Source organism: Klebsiella oxytoca, assembly GCF_009707385.1.
Classification (GTDB): Bacteria; Pseudomonadota; Gammaproteobacteria; order Enterobacterales; family Enterobacteriaceae; genus Klebsiella; species Klebsiella oxytoca_C.
On sequence record NZ_CP046115.1, the window covers coordinates 5,135,284 to 5,154,933 of the forward strand.

The window sequence follows — 19,650 nt, forward strand, 5'->3', positions numbered from 1 at the left end:
AGCGCCGCCTCCGGGAAAATCACCGGGCTAACCCCGAGCAATACTTAACCATAACCTCACCGGATAGCCGCGCTATCCGGTTTTTGTTTATTGCGCTGGCGGAATATCCGTCGCTTCATTACGCCTTTCCGCCACATCACCGGTACTGCTGGCCGCCGTCGCGGCCGCTGGCGCAGGCGTCATCACCTTCTCCCACGTCGCCTGGAGATCCTTCATATTGTATTCCGGCTCGCCCTGCGGCTGCTGCAACACCAGCGCCATATCCTGCGACAGCTGCTGACGCAGATACTGGTTCAGCATGTCGACCGTCAGCGAGTTCAGAAACTCCTGGCGCAGCTTTTGATACTGCTCCGGGGCGATATCCACCACCTGATTTTGCAACGAACGCATCCTCTGGCTAATCAGAATGTACGTATCGGTGCGCGCATAGGTAGCGAACAGCTTCTGTAGCTCCAGGTTTTTCTGCGCGATCAGGGCATCAAACTCATCCTGCGGCAGGCCGTTATCGCGCACTTTCGCCAGCTCACGCGCCACCGTTGCCAGGTTGGCGTTCAGACGCTCGCCCGGGGATTCAACATTGATAGCGCACTGAGCGCGCTGGTAGAGCACCCGACAGTCGAAGCCAAGGCCGATATCCTTGATGTTACTTTTGCTCAGATTCTGCTGAACGTGCCAGAACAGCGCTTCTCGGGCGAGATCGTCACGCCAGTAGCGCTGAAGGGCTACCGAGTCGCGGATAGGCTGCCACGGCGCATCCCACATCAGCGATAGCTTATCCTGGCGCACCGCATCGGTCATAATACTGACCGGCGCCGTCGGCAGCGGCGACAGCGTAGGAACCGCCACCGGGGTTTCGCGTTTGCCCTTCAGGCCACCGAAGGTTTTGTTGATTTGCTCGGCGATGCTGCGGCTGTCAACGTTGCCGACCACTATCAGGGTCATCGCATCCGGCGTGTACCACTTCTGGTAATATTCTTTTAGCTGAGCAATATCAACCGGTTGCTTCAGCGAAGCTGCCGGATCGTGTCCAAGCATGGTGGACCCTTTCAGCCGATAGCGCCACCAGCCTTCTTTGGTATCCACAGGCCAGGTCGCCACCATGTCTTCGCCTTTCAGCGCGTGGCTGACCGTTTCCGGAGTGATAGTCATGTTACCGCTGTTATTCGCCAGCCAGCTCAGGGCTTCTTTTAGCAGATCGTTACGGTTATTCGGTAAGCTCAGATTAAATAAACTGTAGTCATAAGAGACAATGGCGGGCGGCAGAGGACGCTTCGGGTCAATACTCTGCTGCCACAGAGAGCGGGCCTGCATGGTCGGGAGGCCGCCGTTTTGCGTCAGCGCGAGACGCGGGAGAAAGTGGCTAAAGCCGCTCTGCTGAGTACTTTCGCTCAGCGAGCCAATATTCACGGACAGGCGAACTTCGATACGATCGCTGGGGCGCTGGGGGGTGGCTAATACCTGCCACTGAAACCCGTTCGCTAACGTTCCCTGTTGCCAGGCCGGGTCCGGCTGGAGCGCTTCTGCCTGCACATAACCAACCGTCGCCATCATCAGCAAACCACCGGTTAAGAGTCGAATTTTTGTGCCCTGCATGTGAACCCCTGATGAACAATCCTGGTTACAACAGCGGCCCACGGGAGGGCCGCCGAAAATATGGTGAGTTAATTACGTCGGTTAGACCACACGGAGATGAAAATGTCACATGTTGACGTGAAATAATCATTTAGGGTCACTGCCGCTCAAACGACAGTGACCCCTAATTATGCGCAGGAGCCCGTAGTCCAGCAAGGACAACGGGCCTAACAGATGGATTTATGAGGATAATTCGTGCGAATTGCCTGCTGGAGTACGATTATTAAGAACATCATCCAGCTGTTTGGAGTCCAGTTCTTTCACCCATTTAGCAACCACGATGGTCGCAACGCCGTTACCCACCAGGTTGGTCAGCGCGCGCGCCTCGGACATAAAGCGATCGATACCCAGGATTAACGCCAGACCGGCGACCGGCAAATGGCCAACGGCGGAAATCGTCGCCGCAAGAACGATAAAGCCGCTTCCCGTCACGCCCGCCGCCCCTTTCGAAGAGAGCAGCAGCACTACCAGCAGGGTTATCTGATGGAAAATATCCATATGGCTGTTGGTTGCCTGGGCGATAAAAACCGCCGCCATCGTCAGATATATAGAGGTGCCATCGAGGTTAAACGAGTACCCCGTCGGGATCACCAATCCTACGACTGACTTACGGCAGCCCAGCTTTTCCATCTTATCGAGCATACGCGGCAGCGCCGACTCGGATGAAGAGGTCCCCAGCACGATCAGCAGCTCTTCGCGGATATAGCGGATGAACTTAAAGATGCTGAAGCCGGTAGCTTTGGCGATTGACCCAAGTACGACGACCACAAACAGGATACAGGTAATGTAGAAACAGACGATCAGCTGACCAAGCTGCACCAGCGTCCCGACGCCGTATTTACCGATAGTAAAGGCCATTGCCCCGAAAGCACCAATCGGCGCCAGGCGCATAATCATATTGATGATGCCGAAGATCACCTGCGAGAAGCTTTCGATGACGTTAAAAATCAGCTGGCCTTTGCTGCCCAGGCGATGCAGGGCAAAACCAAACAGTACCGCGAACATCAGTACCTGAAGGATGTTGCCGCTGGCAAAAGCGCCAATCACGCTACCGGGGATAATATCGAGCAAAAACGCCACAATCCCCTGCTCTTTAGCCTGTTCGGCATAAACCGCCACGGCGTGCGCGTCGAGGGTTGCCGGGTCAACGTTCATTCCCGCGCCGGGTTGCACCAGGTTAACAATAATTAAACCGATGATTAGCGCGATAGTACTAACAATCTCAAAATAGAGTAGCGCCACCGCACCGGTACGACCGACGGCCTTCATACTTTCCATGCCGGCAATCCCCGTAACGACGGTACAGAAGATAACCGGTGCAATAATCATTTTAATCAGCTTAACGAAGGCATCGCCGAGTGGTTTCATCTGCGCGCCGAGTTCAGGGTAAAAATGGCCCAGCAGAATACCAATCGCTATGGCCGATAGAACCTGGACATAGAGGCTTTTAAATATAGAGATTTTCATAGGTGTCCTTTGGAGATAACCACAGACTGCGAAGGGATATTGCATCCGTGGCTTAAAAATAACACCCATGAAACATTTCAGAAATAACGAGTGATGGAATTGCAATGTAATTGTTAATTTATTTGAGCTGACTCGCGTAAGCTAACAATGTTGTTACAAAGTTGCACCCTCTGACTCACCCTGTACAAAGCGGGCCATAAATACCTCTGGCGGCATGGCGCAACCGAACAGATATCCCTGCACCGTTTCGACGCCAGCCTGCCGCAGCCACTCGTACTGCGTATCGTTTTCGACACCCTCTGCGACAATATGCAGGTTCAGGCCACGCGCCAGCTGGATAATGGCGGGAACCATGCTGATGTCATCCGGCAACATATCAATAAAGACTTTATCGATTTTCAGGATATCCACCGGCAGTGATTTTATATGCTGCAGCTGGCGCAACCCCGCGTAGCCCATACCAAAGTCATCCAGCGCAATGCGAACGCCCGCTTCACGCAGCGGACGCAGCAGCGAGATAATCGCCTGCGGATCGTCCATACGGCTGCTTTCGGTCACTTCCAGCACCAGCGTGCCCGGCGCGATACGATAGCGCGACAGGAGCGCCAGCATTTCAGCGCCGCGATCGTGATGCAGCAGCTGTAGCAGCGATACGTTGACCGACAGAGGCAGCATAATGCCCTGATTTTGCCAGGCAGCAAGCTGTCGGCAGGCCTCTTCCATCACCCAGTAGCCTACCGGAATCATCAGCCCACAGGCTTCGATACGCTCAATTAAATTCCCCGGCAGCGACCAGCTCCCGTCCGCCTGACGCTGACGCAGCAGCACTTCAGCTCCGCAAACCTCTCCGCTGACGGTATCCACCTGCGGCTGCAGCCAGATAGCAAACTGCTGGTTATCAAGCGCAGTCAGAATATCGTGCTCTTCCATCAACCGGCGCTGCGCTTTTTCCATCTGCTGCGGATCGAAGAACTCAATCTGGTTTTTACCTTTACGGCGAGCGGTCACGGCGGCGGAAAACGCCCGACGATAAAGCTGTTCGGCGTTAATTTCGCCGTTAAACATTGCAATCCCGACGCTGGCGCAGGGGCGCAGCTGAATTCCGTGCAGCGGCAAACGTTCATTTACGACAGTAAGTACTTGCTTACTTAACGTCACCGCCTGCCAGGGTTCAGTAATTCCGTGGGCCAGAATCGCGAAGTCATAGCCGCTCACCTGGGCCAGCACCATCTGCGCAGGTATAACCGCCCGTAGCTTTTCGACGAGGGTTAACAGCAGCATTTCACGCTGCGTCTCTTTCAGTACGCCAGCGGTATCCTGCAGAGTTTCGCAGGCGACAATCAGAAGCGCCGAAGTCTGCGGGCGCCCGACGGTTTGCTCCAGCATCGCCATCAAGAAAGCTTTATTAGGCAGCTCGGATACCGGGAAACGGGTCGATTGCAAAGAGAGTTCATCATGCTGACGCAGCAACGTTTGCTGGTTACGGTTATAGCTGCGCACCAGCATGCCAATTTCATCGTCATGATGTAAGCGCGGTAGCGTGAGCTGATGGCCCAAACGCTCCTGTTGCGGAATATCGTTTAGCTCACGGGCGATTTTACGCAGCGGACGAACGATCAGGCGGTTGATACACCAGGTGATCGCCACCGTCAGAATTAACACTAAAAGTAAGTAAGCGGTCACTAATGTCGCCAGGGTGCTCATCACGAATTTATACATGCGATAAGAGTCGGCCTGCAGCACCAGATAGGCCAACGGCTGCGGGTTGGCTGGCCTTTCAAGGGAGTAGATGGGGAGCGAAATCTGTACCGGCAGCTCGAACATCCGGGTGATCATTACCGGTACCGGACGCTCGGGGATAAAGCGCATCCGCAGCGCCTGAAACTGATTGGGCAGCACAACGTCCGCCCGGCTGACGACGCCAGCAGGCTGAATGCGGCTTAGAATGGCTTCCGCCTCAGGGATATCGGCTTTCAGGATAGCCGCTGATAACGGTTCGCGAACGGAGCGCGCGATGCTTTCAAGCTGCGTGGCCGTGGTATAGCGACTCTGCTGAACAAAGTGGAACAGCAAAATAGAACAGAAGACCAGGACAAATGCCATGGACACGCTCGCGACCATCGCCATCTGTTTAATTGTAAGTGAACGACTGACGCGCAACGGGGTTCTCCACTGAAACTGAACGCCTAGCCGATGTAGATCCCTTTCACCGGTCGTTTTCAGGCTGATTATATACTTAAATTGTTCGCTCACGCCCGCGAGGAGTGCCGCAATGCCCGGGATACAGCGCGCAATGCAGCTTCGGTAGCTCTCCCCAGCGGCGCCGCGCTTACCGGGGCTACAGGTTCACAATCACCACCGGAGGGGAAATCGGACTGCATGGCCGGAGGCAACGAGTATACGCGAAGAGCGCCGTGGAGTGGCGCCCTGTCGCGAAATTCAGCCTAATCTGCTACCAGTCGGCGTAAGGGACCAGCGGCTGAGGCGGCATATCCAAATCGCCCTGCCAGCCGGAAGCCGAGTAGCGCACGTACAGCAGCGCGTGGCTTGGGGTGTAATCTTTCGCCTGCTGAATATCCACCGCCGCCCCGACAAACCAGTTGCTGCTCACCCGGCGCTCAATCAGCGCCCGCGCGGTATAGCCGGTTCCCTGGCTGCTGCCGCCTTCTTCTTTGAGCAGGCTGGCATCATGACGATACTCCGAGGGAATCAAATTCAGCAGCGGATAGCGGGCTTCGGTTTTGGTCCGCGAATGGGACCACGAAACCGAGCCCCCCAGCTCCCAGGACCAGTTTTCCGTTCTCTGACGCCAGGTCACCGGTACCGAGAAAGAGACATATTCCTGCGGGCTGTAATAACCGCCCTGGCCAAGCGTATAACCGCTCAGGTCCTTATCGTAGTGCCAGATCATATTGTTCAGGCCAACGGTGACCCGGCGGTTATCTTCGTTAATCACTTTATAGTAGTAGCCGGTCATCCAGCGCACGCGCCAGTTGTCGGCGACGTTTTTGCCGGTTAGCTGATCAACGCCCAGTGAGGACCAGACGCCGTTGGCTTTACCTTTATCGTAACTCAGGCTCAAACCGGCGCCGTCGGCGCGTACCCCGCCCCAGGTCTTGCCGGTATGGCCGCCGTTAGGGTTGTCTTTTTGTCCGCCAAAGGCCAGCAGCGAGCTGGAAATGGGGCGTCGATGGAGATTAACGGTGTAGCCCAGCGGGCCGACATCGCTGCTGTAGCTCAGGCCGCCGACCACATCAACGACGTTAAAGCCCATCGGCGTGGTGCCGATATCGCCGCTCCAAGTATCGTTCTTCCAGCCCACCGCGACGCTGGCGCCGCTATCGCTCTGATGTTTACTGCCGCCAGTACAGGCGATTTCGCCGCAGGTTCCCCAGTCAGGCGAATAGCTGCCGTCACTCTTCGTAGAAAAAGTCCCGACATCCATATTGACCAGGTCGGTACGGAAGAACATTCGGCCATCGGCCAGCGGCGCGTCCACGTGCAGCATGGTGGTATGCGCTTTCAGATCGGAATAGCCGCCGGTGCCGCTGGATCCCCAGTAATCATGTTCGAGAGTAACGTTCAGATCCTGCTGGCGATAGAGATCGGCGGCATCGCTGCGGATCCCGCGCTTCAGCCAGTCATCGCTGCTGTCATTACGCGTCAACCGTGTGAAAGTATTGTTATCCTGCGGGCGGGAGGCGGTCACGCCGGAAGCAACCATCGCATCTTTATAACCCTCAAGCGCCTGCTGCGGCTCGCCGTTTTGCGCCTGGAAACGCGCGGCATCGCGCAGCACCAGCGCGCTTTCCATCGACGGCGGCTGCGCTTTCGCCTGCGGAACGATACGGGCGAAAATTTGCTGCGCCTGTGCGCGATCGCCCAGACCGGCCTGCGCGAGGGCAATACGTCGCTGCATATTAATGGAGTCTATCTCCTCGCCCTTGAGCTGAGCTACCTGGGCGCGTGCGGCATTCTTATCGCCGTCGGCAAGATAAACCTCCGCGAGCCCCAGACGCGCATCGCCATTGTCCGGCTGCTGGCCCAGCACTCGCTGATATTCAGCTATCGCCGTCTGGCTGTCGCCGCGCTGCTGCGCCCAATCCGCCAGCGTAAGCTCGTAGCGCACTGACGTCGGCTGCTGTTTAATCAGCGCGATAGCCTGGGCTTCCTGGCCGCTATCGCGCAGCTGGTTTGCCTGGCGCAAAATCTTGTCGCTTTGCAGCCGCGCGTCCAGCTCGCGAATATTGTCCGTCCACTGCCCGCGCGGCAGGGCGTTAATCTGTGCCAGCGCCATATCATCCTGATTATTACCGGATAAATAGAGACCGTAAGCGTAGACCCGGTCGGCATCACCGGGCTTGCGGTTGACCATAGCGCGCATCAGCGCGTCGGCCTCGCTGCGTCTGCCCGCGCTAACCAGATCCCGCGACAGGCGGTAGGTGATCCACACGCTATCCGGATCCAGCGCCAGCCGTCTGCGCTGCACTTCCGCCGCCTGCGCCCAGTTACCCTGGCTCTCCAGCGTCTCGGCCTGTTTTTCCAGCCGATCGTTCGTCAGACTGCGTTCGATATCATCAATACTCCGCCGCTGGCTCGGGGACAGGCTGGCGATATATGCGCTGGCTTTTTCCGGCGATTCGGCGCGATACAGATTCGCCAGACCGCGCACCGCCAGACTGTTGCCGCGATCCATGCGCAGCGCGCGCTGGTAGTAGCGCTCTGCCGCGGCGCTTTCTTTATTCGCCGCCGCCACGTCACCCAGTCCCAGTACCGCATAGCTGTCGGTATTGTCTATCCGCTGCGCCTGCGCGTAATAATTTTTCGCCTGTTCCGGCTGACCGCTCTTCAGCGCGTCATCGCCCTGCTTTATCAGTAGCCAGTAGCGGTTAGTCTTAAGCAGACTGTCCCACTTATCGCGGCTCGGGCTCTGCGGATCCATTTTGATAGCTTTGCTCAACTGGCTAATCGCTCGCGCCCGATCGCCGCGCTGGGAGTACGCCTCCCCGAGCGCGCCAACCGCATCGCTATCTCTGGAATTCGCCCGGACGGCCTGCTGCAAATCGGCTACCGCTACCGAGCCTTTTCCGGCTTTCACCGCCGCCAGCCCCTCGTTACGAGAACGAAAAGCTGGATCTTTTAATTCAGTCTGGTATTTGCTGAGCAATGACCTGGCATCGTCCAGTTTTTCAGAATCAGTAAACAGAATCAGGAAACGCTGTAAAGCCTCAACGCTCGCCTGGCTGACCGGCATATCGTTAATCGCATCAAACCATATGGAAGCGGCCGTTCCACGGCCGGCCGGCGAGCGGGCCATCTGTTCCAGGTAGGCAAAACCTTTTTGCCTGTTGTTGTCGCGAAACATCTGTTTTGCAAGGATTGACTGCAGTTCGATGTTACCCGATTGCTTAGCGTTCAGTTTCTCGAGCTGGCTGACGCCTTCGTTATGGCGCGCCGGTAGCCGCGACACCAATACCCAATACTCTTGTGCGTAAGGCATTGCGCCAGGCACGCCGCCAAAGATTTTCTCATAGCTGGCGATCGCCTCCTCAATGTGCCCCGTAGCTCCCAGCAGGCGGGCCTGCTGCAGCTCCTGCTCTCCTTCACCATGCGTAACGTTTAACTCATTGCGTGAATCAGCGAGCGCGCCGGAGTCGGGAGCGAGTTTATTCAGACGCTCCAGCAGCTTTTGCGCCCCGTCGGTATCGCCCTGACGGAGAAGATAGCGCACCCGCGCGGCGATAACGTCCGGGTTGTTCGGGTCGATCAGCTCCAGACGATATAGCGACTGACGAACCAGATCTTCACGATTGCTGGCCTCGCCGAGACGCACCTGCTCCAGCAGATGATCCTGAGCGGGCGTGTTCGCGGCGTGCGCCAGCGGCATCAGCGCAACGCTTAAAGAGAGCGTGAATAAACTTAGTGAGAACTTGTGCATTCCTGGTTCCAGTCGGGCTGTAATTCGCCACCTGCGGTGAAGCGAAAACGGTGTTGATCCCATCCCTGGCCGAAAAGGGTCAGGACCGCGCTGTAGTAAGCATCCGCGCCTGGATATTCATCGGCGACGCGTTGACGCTGAATGGCTCGGGCATCTTCGTTTTGCAAAAAAGGCAATAATGAAGCGGAGAAGCCCACCGGGCCATTGCCGGAGGTTTTACCAGTAGCGATATTGTTTTTTTCCGGCGGCACGCCCTGATCGATCGTCCGGGCAGCCATCGGTTTAAAGCGCGCCAGCAGAGGCGCTTTTTGCTTATCGCCGTCATTGAGCATACCTACCCACAAATAGACGCGAATGGCGTCATAGCTGCCGATAATCGGTTTATCCGCTTTCAGCTGCCAGCCTTTGCCTTTTTCGTAGCGCACCCAGTCCGGCGAAAAACCTTTTGGCGCGGTCTCCAGCAGCAGACGCAGGTTGTTGTCGCGAATCTTCGGCCAGGGAGCGCCAAAAGCGGCAAAGTAGGTCGCCAGCTGCGGCGGCAGGTAGCTGGGATTAAAACGCCAGCCTCCATCATCGACGAAGCCGACTTTCCCCGGCAGTATCATCGGTCCCAGCCCCGGCAACGTCGCGACTTCTTCATCGGCAATCCGCGTCAGCAGCGCTTTACCGACATCGGTATACTGAGGCGTTTCCCACAGGCGCCCGGCCTCCAGCAGCGCCCAGGCTATCCACAAATCCGAGTCCGACGCCGAGTTGTCGTCCAGAACCGTCCATTCGTCATCGCTTTTTTTCCCCCACAGCCAGCCCGGCAGATGCGCGCGCAGATCGCCCTCGGCAAGGTTATTTTGCGTCCACTCAAACAGCTTGCGGAAGGCCTCGCGGTCATTGGCTGCCAGAGCAAAGAACAGCCCATAGCTTTGCCCTTCCGAAGTGGTGATTTTCCGTGAATCGCTGGGGTCGATAACTCGCCCTTCGGCGCTGACGTACTCTTTTTTAAACTGCTCCCAGGCCGGCCACCGGCAGGCGGCGCTAACCTGCGCCGCCGCCAGTATCAATATCGATATCACCACGCCGCGTACCGCGTTCATCATCAATTACTCATCATCAAGATGCAGGCGACGACGGCTGATAATGCGCAGCATGCGCCACAGTACCCATGCCAGCAGCACGATACTTACCGCAGCCAGAATCGCCAGCAGCACCGGGTGGTTGGAGAGCGCAAACCAGATACGTTCGAACCACGGCAAATGCCCGATATAGTAAATATCGCCCACCCGCAGACTGTTGACGCCCGATTCACGAATCACCGAAACCGAACCAAACATCGCCGCACGCTTACCGCTGTCGTTAAGCGCCTGCGTCAAAAGTTCGTTGCCGCGCTGGCTATCGGCCAGCAGCGCCACGACGCTACGCTGATCGTTGTACGGCGACTGGAAGCCAATAATTGCCGCCATAGGTCCGGACGAGGTGATATCAGTACGGGTATTCGGCGTTCTGGCCTCGGCGTCAGGATAGATGCTGGCCAGGTCGTAGTGGCGCATCGGCATTTTCACCCAGCTTTTGGTCGCTTCAACCAGCAGATTAATTTTAGTATCGTCCTTCAGCGCCTGCGGAATAGAGCCAATCAGCAGCAGGTCGGCGTCTTTATCTTTAATCTGGCTACCGTCATCGGTCATACGCAGGTTGATTGCCGCCAGACCGGTTTGCGCCCCGATGCCGCCGGCAGTTTGCAGCAGCGTGGCGACCTGACCCTGAGTAGGAGTTTTTGGCACCACGACCAGAGTGTCGGAAAGATCGGCCATCCGGGTGTACGGGAAGCCCGCGTTAGCAAACACGCGCAGATCCGGCATCGCCATAAAGTGATAGTACTTTGAAAAATCGATGGTCGAGTCGTCGCCGATTACCACGTGGTTCTGCACCGGCTGGAAGGTAATACAGTTTTCGATGGAACCGCCCGGCATCGGGTTCATGTACTGGAAGTCGAAGCGCAGCTGGTTCATCGCGCCGAGGCGCAGCGCCGGGATCGTGACTTCCGTTTTACCGTCCAGCAGTCCCTGGAGCACCGGCAGACGCAGTATCAGTTTGTTCGCATCCTGCGAGCTATTCAGGCTGAACGACTGCAAGAACTGGTCATTAAGACTGATATCCATGCGCGAACTGTCTTTGATAGGCGGCATGGTGTAGCGGTAGTTCAGGTCCATATCGATGCCGTTCGCGCGCAGCAGATACAGGTCCGGCGGCAGGTTCAGCGCCACGTTGATGGAATCCGGCACCAGGCCGCTGGATTGCAGCTGCTGTTCGTAGGTTTTCAGCTCGCCAAAGGTCACCGCCCGGTCGGTACGCACCCAGTTTGGCGCATCGTACGGTTTACGCGCCTGTAGCTCTTTAACATCGTCTACCGTTACGCTGCTGCCGCGGAACAGAATATTGCCCTGGGCTATCCCTTTCGCCGCCTGCAGCAGATCTTTGTCATCCCGGCCGAATATCACCAGCAGCTTAACGTAAGGGTTGTCCGGGTGGTCGATCATTTCAATCGTTGGCGCGTTAACCGGGGGATGCTCGCGCAGGAAGTCCGGGCGCTTATCGTTGGTAGCGAAAACAATGGCGTTGCGATCCGGCAGCGCGTTGAACTGAACCGGGAACTGCTGGCCGCGCCAGCCCGCTTTGCTGCCGAACCAGGAGGCGACGATCGCCGCAGCCTGCTGCTGCTGGACATCCGGCGAGGAGGCAAAGACCATCGGTAGCGTCAGCGGACGGTTATCCCGAGAGTCGTAGAACGGGACCGGGAAATGCGAGAGATCGTTGCGCACGTTCAGCGACTGGTAGGTTAAATCCAGATAACTATCGCGACCCACGTCCAGCCACAGGGTGCTGCTGGCCGGGTTTTCGCAGACATCGCGATAGTGGCCGACAAACTCCAGACGCACGCGGTTAAAGTCGGTGATATAAAGCGGATCGACGGGGATCTGCGCGCTGACCTTTTTGCCCAACTGCTCTTTGGTGACCGGCAAAACGCCCATCAGCTCATCGTTAAGATAAACCTTCAGCTGCGACTGCACCGGCAGCAGTGACGGTGATGGGGTGTAGTCAAGATTCAGCATCGCCTTCGCCACGACTTCATCGCTGCGCATGCCGAACTCCACCCAACCATCCGGGCGCGCGCCGCGCAGCACCATGCTGCCCGGAGGCGGGGCGATTTTGGCGAAGGTGAGCTTCACGTCGCGAGTCGGGGCGTTCTCCATCACCACTACCGGCGCTGCCGGGTCGGCGACGGTGGCCGTTGGCTGGCCGTCGGCCACCGTACCGGCAATACCGGGAACGGCCGTGGTCTGCGCGGCTTCTGGAGCTGCCGCCACCGCTGTAGCCCGTTCCGCATAGGAAGCGAAGGGAGACCAACCGCCAATGCCCACCGCTACTGCACAAATCAAAGAGAGTTTTCTGTTCATCGCATTATCATCATTGTTGAGCCATCGCCGGATCGGCCGAGAGTATCGCCGCTTCCCGTTCCGGACGGCGCGGAATAAACGATACAAACCAGGCCACCAGCATGGTGAGCGAGCGGAAAATAACCTTCACCGACGGCGGCGAAAACTCCGCCAGGTGACGATATCCACGGAACCCCAGCTTCAGGATATCCAGCAGGCTTTCCATCGGCTTATCTTCCGGGAAGCTATCCTGCCAAAGCGCCCACGTATCTGCGCGGGCAAACGTACATTGCACAAAATCGATATGTTGTTGATTGCTTAACGGTAGCAGCTGCAGCCCAACCTCACTGCCGTTCACCCGCGCTACCCGCACCGGGAAGGCGTACTCCTGCTGCCCGCGTTTTAGCAGCAGCTTGACGTGCTGGCTTTCCAGCACCTGCGCCTCGCCGTGAATTTTGACGCCCAGGCCGCCATCAGAGTAGTCGTGGACGGTACAGGAGAACAGGTGCCCATCCTCGCGGGCAATTGCCGCCGGCATAGACATCTCTACGCGATGCGAGCGCCGAACCTGTTTGCTTTCAACCGATACCGCTACCGCGCCGCCGAGAATAATCAGGTTATAGAACACCCAGATAATGCTCACCCAGACGGTTAAAATTTCGTTTTCCGGGCCGTACATAAAGCGCCAGATCCCGACGCCGACGCCGACCAGATTCAGCAGCACCAGGTAGATATAGGGACGAGAAATCACCCAGTCGACGTACTCGTCCTCCACCAGTCCGCCTTTCGCCGTTACGTTGAATTTGCCTTTATGCGGGTTAATCAACGCGACAAACGTCGGCGGCGCGATATACCACGCCAGCACCGTTTCGTAGATCTCACTCCAGAAAGAGTGACGGTATTTACCCTGAATCTTCGAGTTGGTCAGGCTGGCGTGAATCATATGCGGCAGAACGAACAGGGCTATCATCAGCGCGGGCGCATAAATGATATAGGCGTGCAGTAGCAGAAACGCCAGCGGCGCGGTCAAGAAGATGAGACGCGGAATACCGGACAGGAAGTGCATCATGGCGTTAACGTAGCAGACGCGCTGCGCCAGCTTCAGCCCTTTGCCGAACAGAGGGTTATCAAGGCGGAATATCTGCACCATCCCACGCGCCCAGCGGATACGCTGGCCGATATGCGCCGACAGGCTCTCCGTCGCCAGACCGGCAGCCTGTGGAATACGCATATAGGCTGAAGTATAGCCGCGGCGATGCAGGCGCAAAGAAGTGTGGGCGTCTTCAGTAACCGTTTCCACGGCAATCCCGCCGATTTCATCCAGCGGACCGCGGCGGATCACCGCACAGGAGCCGCAGAAGAAGGTCGCATCCCACATGTCATTCCCGTCCTGCACCAGGCCATAAAACAGCGTGCCTTCGTTCGGCGTTTTGCGAAAACGTCCTAGGTTGCGTTCAAACGGATCCGGAGAGAAGAAATGGTGCGGCGTCTGCATCATCGCCAGCTCTTTCTCTTTCAGGAACCAGCCCATGGTCATCTGCAGGAACGAACGGGTCGGCACGTGGTCGCAGTCGAAAATCGACACGAACTCGCCTTTGGCGTACTTCAGCGCGTTGTTGATATTACCGGCCTTCGCGTGTTCGTGGGTGGTGCGCGCGATGTAGTGTACCCCGACGTCTTTGGCAAACTGGCGAAACTCTTCGCGCCCGCCGTCGTCGAGGATCCAGATATTGAGTTTGTCTTTCGGCCAGTCGATCCCCTGCGAGGCGTAAATGGTGTTTTTCACCACGTTGAGGTCTTCGTTATAGGTTGGTACGAAGATGTCGACCGTCGGCCACTGCTCCATGTCTTTCGGCAACGGTACGGGCTGACGGTTCAGCGGCCAGACCACCTGGAAATAACCCAACACCAGCACCAACCAGGCGTAGGTTTCCGCAAACAGCAACACGATCCCGCATACCAGGCTCACCGGGTCATCCCAGTTTAGCGTGGAGGTGTAGCGCCACCAGATATAGCGGCAGGAGACGGTCAGCGAAAGCACGATCAGCATCAGCGCCGAGAAACGTCCCGGGATACGGCGCACCAACAGCGCCACGCCCCACAGCAGCAGCAGGAAAATAAACTGCGAGAGCGGGTTAAACGGCTGGGTAATACAGAGCAGCGCCAGAATGAGTGAGAAAAAGGTAATCGTGCCAAGAATAAACCGGCGAATCTTCGGATGCAGGTGCGCCAGCTCTTTTTGCTTGTCCAGATGACCGGTGCGGTCGTTGACCTTTTCCGGCAGCTTTTCCAGCCACTGCGCATAGCGTCCCTGCACGCCTTTCAGCGCAACCAGTGAACGCCAGCTAACTTTTTTATCCGGATCCGGTCCCCGCGTCGCCAGCAGCCACAGGGACTGCAGCAGATAGCGAATCGGATCTAACGGACGTGGCCGATGCGGATTGATATGCGGGAAAAACTCGTCGTGGCGCTCGCGTATAGCCTGCCAGCGCGGCGTTTCCAGCGGCATAAAGGCCCATGCCAGAGACGCCCACAGGCAGCCCAGCGCGGCCGCCAGCCACGACGCGCCGTTCTGGCGATAGTCGCGATAGCGCTCGCTCAGACGCTCTCCGACCGGCGGAGCCAGCAGCAGCGTACTCAGGCGAATCATCCAGCCTCCTTGCCGGCATAGTGCAGCAGGCACCAGTTGGCAAGCGTCAGTATCTCCTCCGCCGCCAGAGAGTCCTGACGGTATTCGCCAAGCGGCTGTTTCGCCGCCAGACACTCCGCCATAGCTTCATCGCGATGAATAGTCACCGGCAAAATGCGGCGCTGGCTTTCCAGCCACAGTTGATACAAATCCTCCTGCAGCTGGCTGCCGACGCGCAGATCGTTAATCAAAATATCGCTATTTACCGGCAGCGCCTGCTGATGGAGGCGAATATGGCTGTTACCGTCCGGATGAACTACCACTAGCGTGCGGTCGCAGATGTTGATTAAAGAGCGGGTCAGCGGGGAATAACCGTCCGGCAGGTCAATCAGCAGCCAGCGATGGTCGCCCTGCTGCTGAAGCTTCTGCACCATTTCGGCCATCGGCTCCAGGGTCGACTGAAGCTGGTCAATATTCTGGCGCTCGCCCGGCGTCAGTTGGCCAAAGGGCAGGAGGTCGATATGCGAAGTGTAGCGTAGTCCGGCGTCGCGCCAGTCATTGCCGTCGATCGTTGCGCGCGCCCAGCCCGCTTTATGATTAAAGTCGACGTTGAAAAAGAAGCGCAGCATATTGTCCGGGCTGGCGTCTATCACCAGCACGGTTTCCCCGAGTAACTGCAGCGCCCAGGCCAGCGCAGCGGTAATCGACGTAGTACCTGTGCCGCCGCGCACGCCTTGTAATCCCAGAATAGCCATCGATGGCTTCCTTACTTTTTCTCTGCTAATTCAGCCAGTAATGGCCAGCGTTTCAATGCCGCGTTTAACTGCTCGCGTCGGGAAATATCGTGGTAATCAATATCAGGCAGGGAAAATGCCCGGCTCAAGGCCAGGAAATCATTTTGAAACGTATAGCCCAAACTTGCATCAGTGGGTACAGCAGGCTCTTTCGCTGGCATTATCTCTGTCCGTTGCAAAATACAACAAATTAAACTGAAAGGTGTAAGTTCATACGTAAAATAGGTTTACATGCTAAAACTGATATCCTTTAATTTCAATGTTAGGTTTACTCTCACGCTTTCGCTAGTAAACTAATCAAGTGTAAATCAAGTCTCACGAGGGACACCGTGGATATCGTATATTCTTTGGGTATTTCATCATTATGGGACGAAGTACGCCATATGCCCGTTGGTGGAGTATGGTGGCTTAACGTTGACCGCTATGCCGATGCGGTAAGCCTGCTCAACCATACGCTTGCGGCTCAGGATAAAAAAAGCCATGTTGCGGCGATAGTCATGGGTGAGAATCCAAATAAAATCATTTCATTAGAAAAAGATCGCGGACCTGAAAAGGTTGAATTATTCACCATGCCCAACCGTTTTGAAGGGCTGGAAGAAATGCATCGTGATTTAGTTTGTTCCCTCGAACCTGGAAATTATTTGTTTATTCTGCTATGTGCCGAAAATGCCTGGCAGAATATTAAAAGCGCAGAATTATGCAATTGGGTTGAGAAATCATATCGGTGGACTAATTATCATCGTTGTTCATTATTAGTGCTTAATTCAGGGCACGATATCGATATGCAACTCTCCCCTTTATTACGTGAGTACCGCTCGCTTTCCGGTCTGGCAAGTATACGTTACCAGGGGGATAGCCACCTGTTTGATATTGCCTGGTGGGGCAGCGAAAAAGGCATCAGCGCCCGGCAGCAGCTGGTTATCCTGCAGGATGAGAGCGGATGGCGGCTGGCGCAGGATGAAGAGACGGAAGTACAGCCGCGCAGCGATGAAAAAGCGATTTTCAGCAACCTGCGCGTCCTGGAAGGAGCGCCTGCCCTTTCCGAGTACTGGACATTGCTTGAGACCAACGACGCCGTTTTCAACGCCGGCAGAACGGCTCAGGCGGCGACGCTTATCTTCTCCGTCACCCAGAATGAACAGATTGAACAGCTGGGACGTTATATCCACACTCTGCGCCGACAGCGCGGCAGCGCCTTAAAAATCATCGTCCGTGAACAGACGCCGAGCCTGCGCGCCACCGATGAACGGCTGTTGCTGAGCAGCGGCGCAAATATGGTTATCCCCAGCGGCGCGCCGCTATCCCGCTGCCTTACGCTGATAGAGAGCGTTCAAAAACAACAATTTACCCGCCATATCCCGGAAGATTTTTCTACCCTGCTCGCCTGGAGCCAGCCGTTAAAACTGCGTGGCTACCAGAAGTGGGACGCCTTCTGCGAAGCGGTGCACAATATTATGGCCAACACCATGCTGCCTGACGACGGCAAAGGCGTCATGGTCGCGCTGCGCCCGGCCCCGGGGCTGCGCGTAGAACAGGCTCTGACGCTGTGTAAACCCAACCGTATGGGCGATATTATGACCATCGGCAACAATCGTCTGGTGCTGTTTCTGTCGTTTTGTCGCGTAAATGACCTGGACACCGCGTTAAACCATATCTTCCCTTTGCCTACCGGCGATATTTTCTCTAACCGCATGATTTGGTTTGAAGATAAGCAGATATCCGCCGAAATCATGCAGATGCGCGGGCTGATGCCGGAGAACTGGAACACGCCGCTGCCCATTTCGCTTGGCAAAAATGAAACCATCAACGCAACCCACGACGGGCGAAGCTGGCGGCGAAACCCCGAGCCGCACCGTCTGTCCATCGATGGGGAGCCAACCTTATGATGTCTATCGCCGATATTATTCAGCTGGTCATCCTGTGCGCCCTGTTATTCTTTCCGCTGGGATACCTGACGCGCCACTACCAGCGGCGTATTCGCACCACATTAAGACTGATGTTCTTTAAACCCCGTTATGTCAAACCGGCTGGCGTGCTACGCCGGGAAGCGGCATCCAGGCAAGGCAAATCAATAAAATGACCAAACCCAAAACATCCACCGCGTCGCTTCCACTCTGGCAGTACTGGCGCGGCTTATCCGGCTGGAACTTTTACTTTCTGGTGAAGTTTGCTTTGTTGTGGGCGGGATATCTCAATTTTCACCCCATGTTGAACCTGGTGTTCCTGGCTTTCCTGCTGGTGCCGATTCCGCAATATAAGCTGCACCGGATTCGTCACTGGATAGCGCTCCCGCTGGGCTTCTTCCTGTTCTGGCACGATACCTGGCTACCCGGCCCGGAAAGCATTTTCAGCCAGGGTTCGCAGATTGCCGGCTTTAGCGCCGACTATATCTGGGATCTGATCACCCGCTTTATTAACTGGAATATGATCGGCGCGTTCTTCGTGCTGCTGGTCATGTGGTTGTTTATTAGCCAGTGGCTACGAGTCACGGTATTCGTCTCGGCGATCATGGTCTGGCTGGTTATCAGCCCGCTGCTGCCCTCTTTCACCCTTTGGCCAGCAGGTCAGCCAACTGCCGCAACGGCGAACACCGCGGCAAATACGGGCGGTACGACGGCCACCACCGCTACGGCTGCAGCGGCGAATAACGATATTCCGCCGCAAACGGAGCCACCGACGTCAGCGAACCTGAACAACTGGCTGAACACCTTTTATGCCTCTGAGCAGAAACGTAAAACCCCTTTCCCGGACACGCTCCCGGCCGATGCGCAGCCGTTTGATATTTTGGTTATCAATATCTGCTCTCTCTCATGGTCAGATATTGAAGCTGCCGGATTAATGGATCATCCGCTGTGGAAGCATTTCGATTTATTATTCAAAAACTTCAACTCGGCGACCTCTTACAGCGGCCCGGCGGCGGCGCGTCTGCTGCGCGCAAGCTGCGGCCAGCTCTCCCACACCAACCTGTATAAGCCATCGGGCAGCGAATGCTATCTGTTTGAAAATCTTGCTAAGCTAGGTTTTACTCAGCAGCTCATGCTCGGCCACAACGGTGTCTTCGGCGACTTCCTGAAAGAGCTTCGCGAGCTGGGCGGTATCCAGAGTCCGCTGATGGATCAAACTGGCCTGCCGGTGATTCTGCAGGGCTTTGATGGTTCGCCGGTCTATGACGATCAGGCGACGCTGAACCGCTGGCTGCAGACGGTAGATAAACTGAATACCCCGCGCACCGCAACCTTCTACAACACTCTGCCGCTGCACGATGGTAATCACTATCCTGGCCAGAGCAAAACCGCGGACTATAAAGCTCGTGCGCAGAAATTCTTCGATGAGCTGGACAGTTTCTTTACTGAGCTGGAGAAATCGGGTCGTAAAGTGATGGTCATCGTCGTACCGGAACACGGTGCGGCGCTGAAAGGCGACAAAATGCAGGTTTCTGGCCTGCGAGATATTCCTAGCCCATCCATTACCAACGTTCCGGCGGCGGTGAAATTCTTCGGCATCAAAGCGCGGCATCCCGATGCGCCGATTGTCATCGATCAGCCAAGCAGCTATCTGGCGGTTTCTGAACTGGTAGTCCGGGCCCTGGACGGCAAGATGTTTGACGACACCGATATCAACTGGCAGCAGTATATTGCCAACCTGCCGCAGAGCGCCGCAGTGTCGGAAAACTCAAACGCTAAAGTGATTCAGTATCAGGGCAAACCTTACGTTCAGCTGAACGGCGGCAGCTGGGTGCCTTATCCGCAATAAGCGAAAAAGGCC

The 19,650-nt window shown here is 56.4% G+C and carries 12 protein-coding genes; 3 read left to right on the forward strand and 9 right to left on the reverse strand.

The features are described 5' to 3' along the window. Positions 1–87 precede the first annotated feature (87 nt). The 9 genes from GJ746_RS24040 to bcsR all read right to left on the reverse strand — a co-directional run bounded on the left by GJ746_RS24040 (position 88) and on the right by bcsR (position 16,046). Entirely contained in the window at positions 88–1,593 is a 1,506-nt protein-coding gene (locus GJ746_RS24040) for a M16 family metallopeptidase (protein ID WP_154682411.1), read from the reverse strand. Between the two features lie 219 nt (positions 1,594–1,812). After that, complete coding sequence (locus tag GJ746_RS24045) at positions 1,813–3,099, reverse strand: dicarboxylate/amino acid:cation symporter (RefSeq protein WP_154682412.1); 1,287 nt, start codon at positions 3,097–3,099, stop codon at positions 1,813–1,815. A 153-nt stretch (positions 3,100–3,252) separates the two neighbouring features. Beyond that, positions 3,253–5,259: a biofilm formation regulator HmsP gene (gene hmsP, locus GJ746_RS24050; protein WP_154682413.1), complete on the reverse strand. Its 2,007-nt coding sequence runs from the start codon at positions 5,257–5,259 to the stop codon at positions 3,253–3,255. 292 nt (positions 5,260–5,551) lie between these two features. After that, on the reverse strand, positions 5,552–9,037 hold the full coding sequence (bcsC, locus tag GJ746_RS24055) for a cellulose synthase complex outer membrane protein BcsC (RefSeq protein ID WP_154682414.1): 3,486 nt from the start codon (positions 9,035–9,037) through the stop codon (positions 5,552–5,554). Next, on the reverse strand, positions 9,019–10,128 hold the full coding sequence (gene bcsZ, locus GJ746_RS24060; protein ID WP_195908774.1) for a cellulose synthase complex periplasmic endoglucanase BcsZ: 1,110 nt from the start codon (positions 10,126–10,128) through the stop codon (positions 9,019–9,021). The genes bcsC and bcsZ overlap by 19 nt, the downstream gene beginning before the upstream one ends. Before the next feature lie 3 nt (positions 10,129–10,131). Beyond that, entirely contained in the window at positions 10,132–12,483 is a 2,352-nt protein-coding gene (bcsB, locus tag GJ746_RS24065; protein WP_154682415.1) for a cellulose biosynthesis cyclic di-GMP-binding regulatory protein BcsB, read from the reverse strand. A 10-nt stretch (positions 12,484–12,493) separates the two neighbouring features. Next, the gene (gene bcsA, locus GJ746_RS24070; protein ID WP_154682416.1) at positions 12,494–15,112 is read right to left on the reverse strand and encodes a UDP-forming cellulose synthase catalytic subunit; all 2,619 of its coding nucleotides are present in this window, start codon (positions 15,110–15,112) and stop codon (positions 12,494–12,496) included. Next, a complete protein-coding gene (bcsQ, locus tag GJ746_RS24075; RefSeq protein ID WP_154682417.1) occupies positions 15,109–15,846 on the reverse strand; it encodes a cellulose biosynthesis protein BcsQ in 738 nt (245 codons plus the stop codon). Before bcsQ ends, bcsA begins: the two co-directional genes overlap by 4 nt. 11 nt (positions 15,847–15,857) lie before the next feature. Continuing rightward, the gene (bcsR, locus tag GJ746_RS24080) at positions 15,858–16,046 is read right to left on the reverse strand and encodes a cellulose biosynthesis protein BcsR (protein ID WP_154682418.1); all 189 of its coding nucleotides are present in this window, start codon (positions 16,044–16,046) and stop codon (positions 15,858–15,860) included. A gap of 168 nt (positions 16,047–16,214) precedes the next feature. Here bcsR and bcsE point away from each other — a divergent pair, with 168 nt between their 5' ends. The 3 genes from bcsE to bcsG are packed head-to-tail and all read left to right on the forward strand — an operon-like array spanning position 16,215 to position 19,638. Continuing rightward, a complete protein-coding gene (gene bcsE, locus GJ746_RS24085; protein WP_154682419.1) occupies positions 16,215–17,771 on the forward strand; it encodes a cellulose biosynthesis protein BcsE in 1,557 nt (518 codons plus the stop codon). Further along, positions 17,768–17,965 (forward strand): cellulose biosynthesis protein BcsF, encoded by a 198-nt coding sequence (gene bcsF / locus GJ746_RS24090; protein WP_154682420.1) that lies wholly within the window; start codon positions 17,768–17,770, stop codon positions 17,963–17,965. The genes bcsE and bcsF overlap by 4 nt, the downstream gene beginning before the upstream one ends. Next, entirely contained in the window at positions 17,962–19,638 is a 1,677-nt protein-coding gene (gene bcsG / locus GJ746_RS24095; RefSeq protein WP_154682421.1) for a cellulose biosynthesis protein BcsG, read from the forward strand. The genes bcsF and bcsG overlap by 4 nt, the downstream gene beginning before the upstream one ends. Positions 19,639–19,650: the final 12 nt, after the last annotated feature.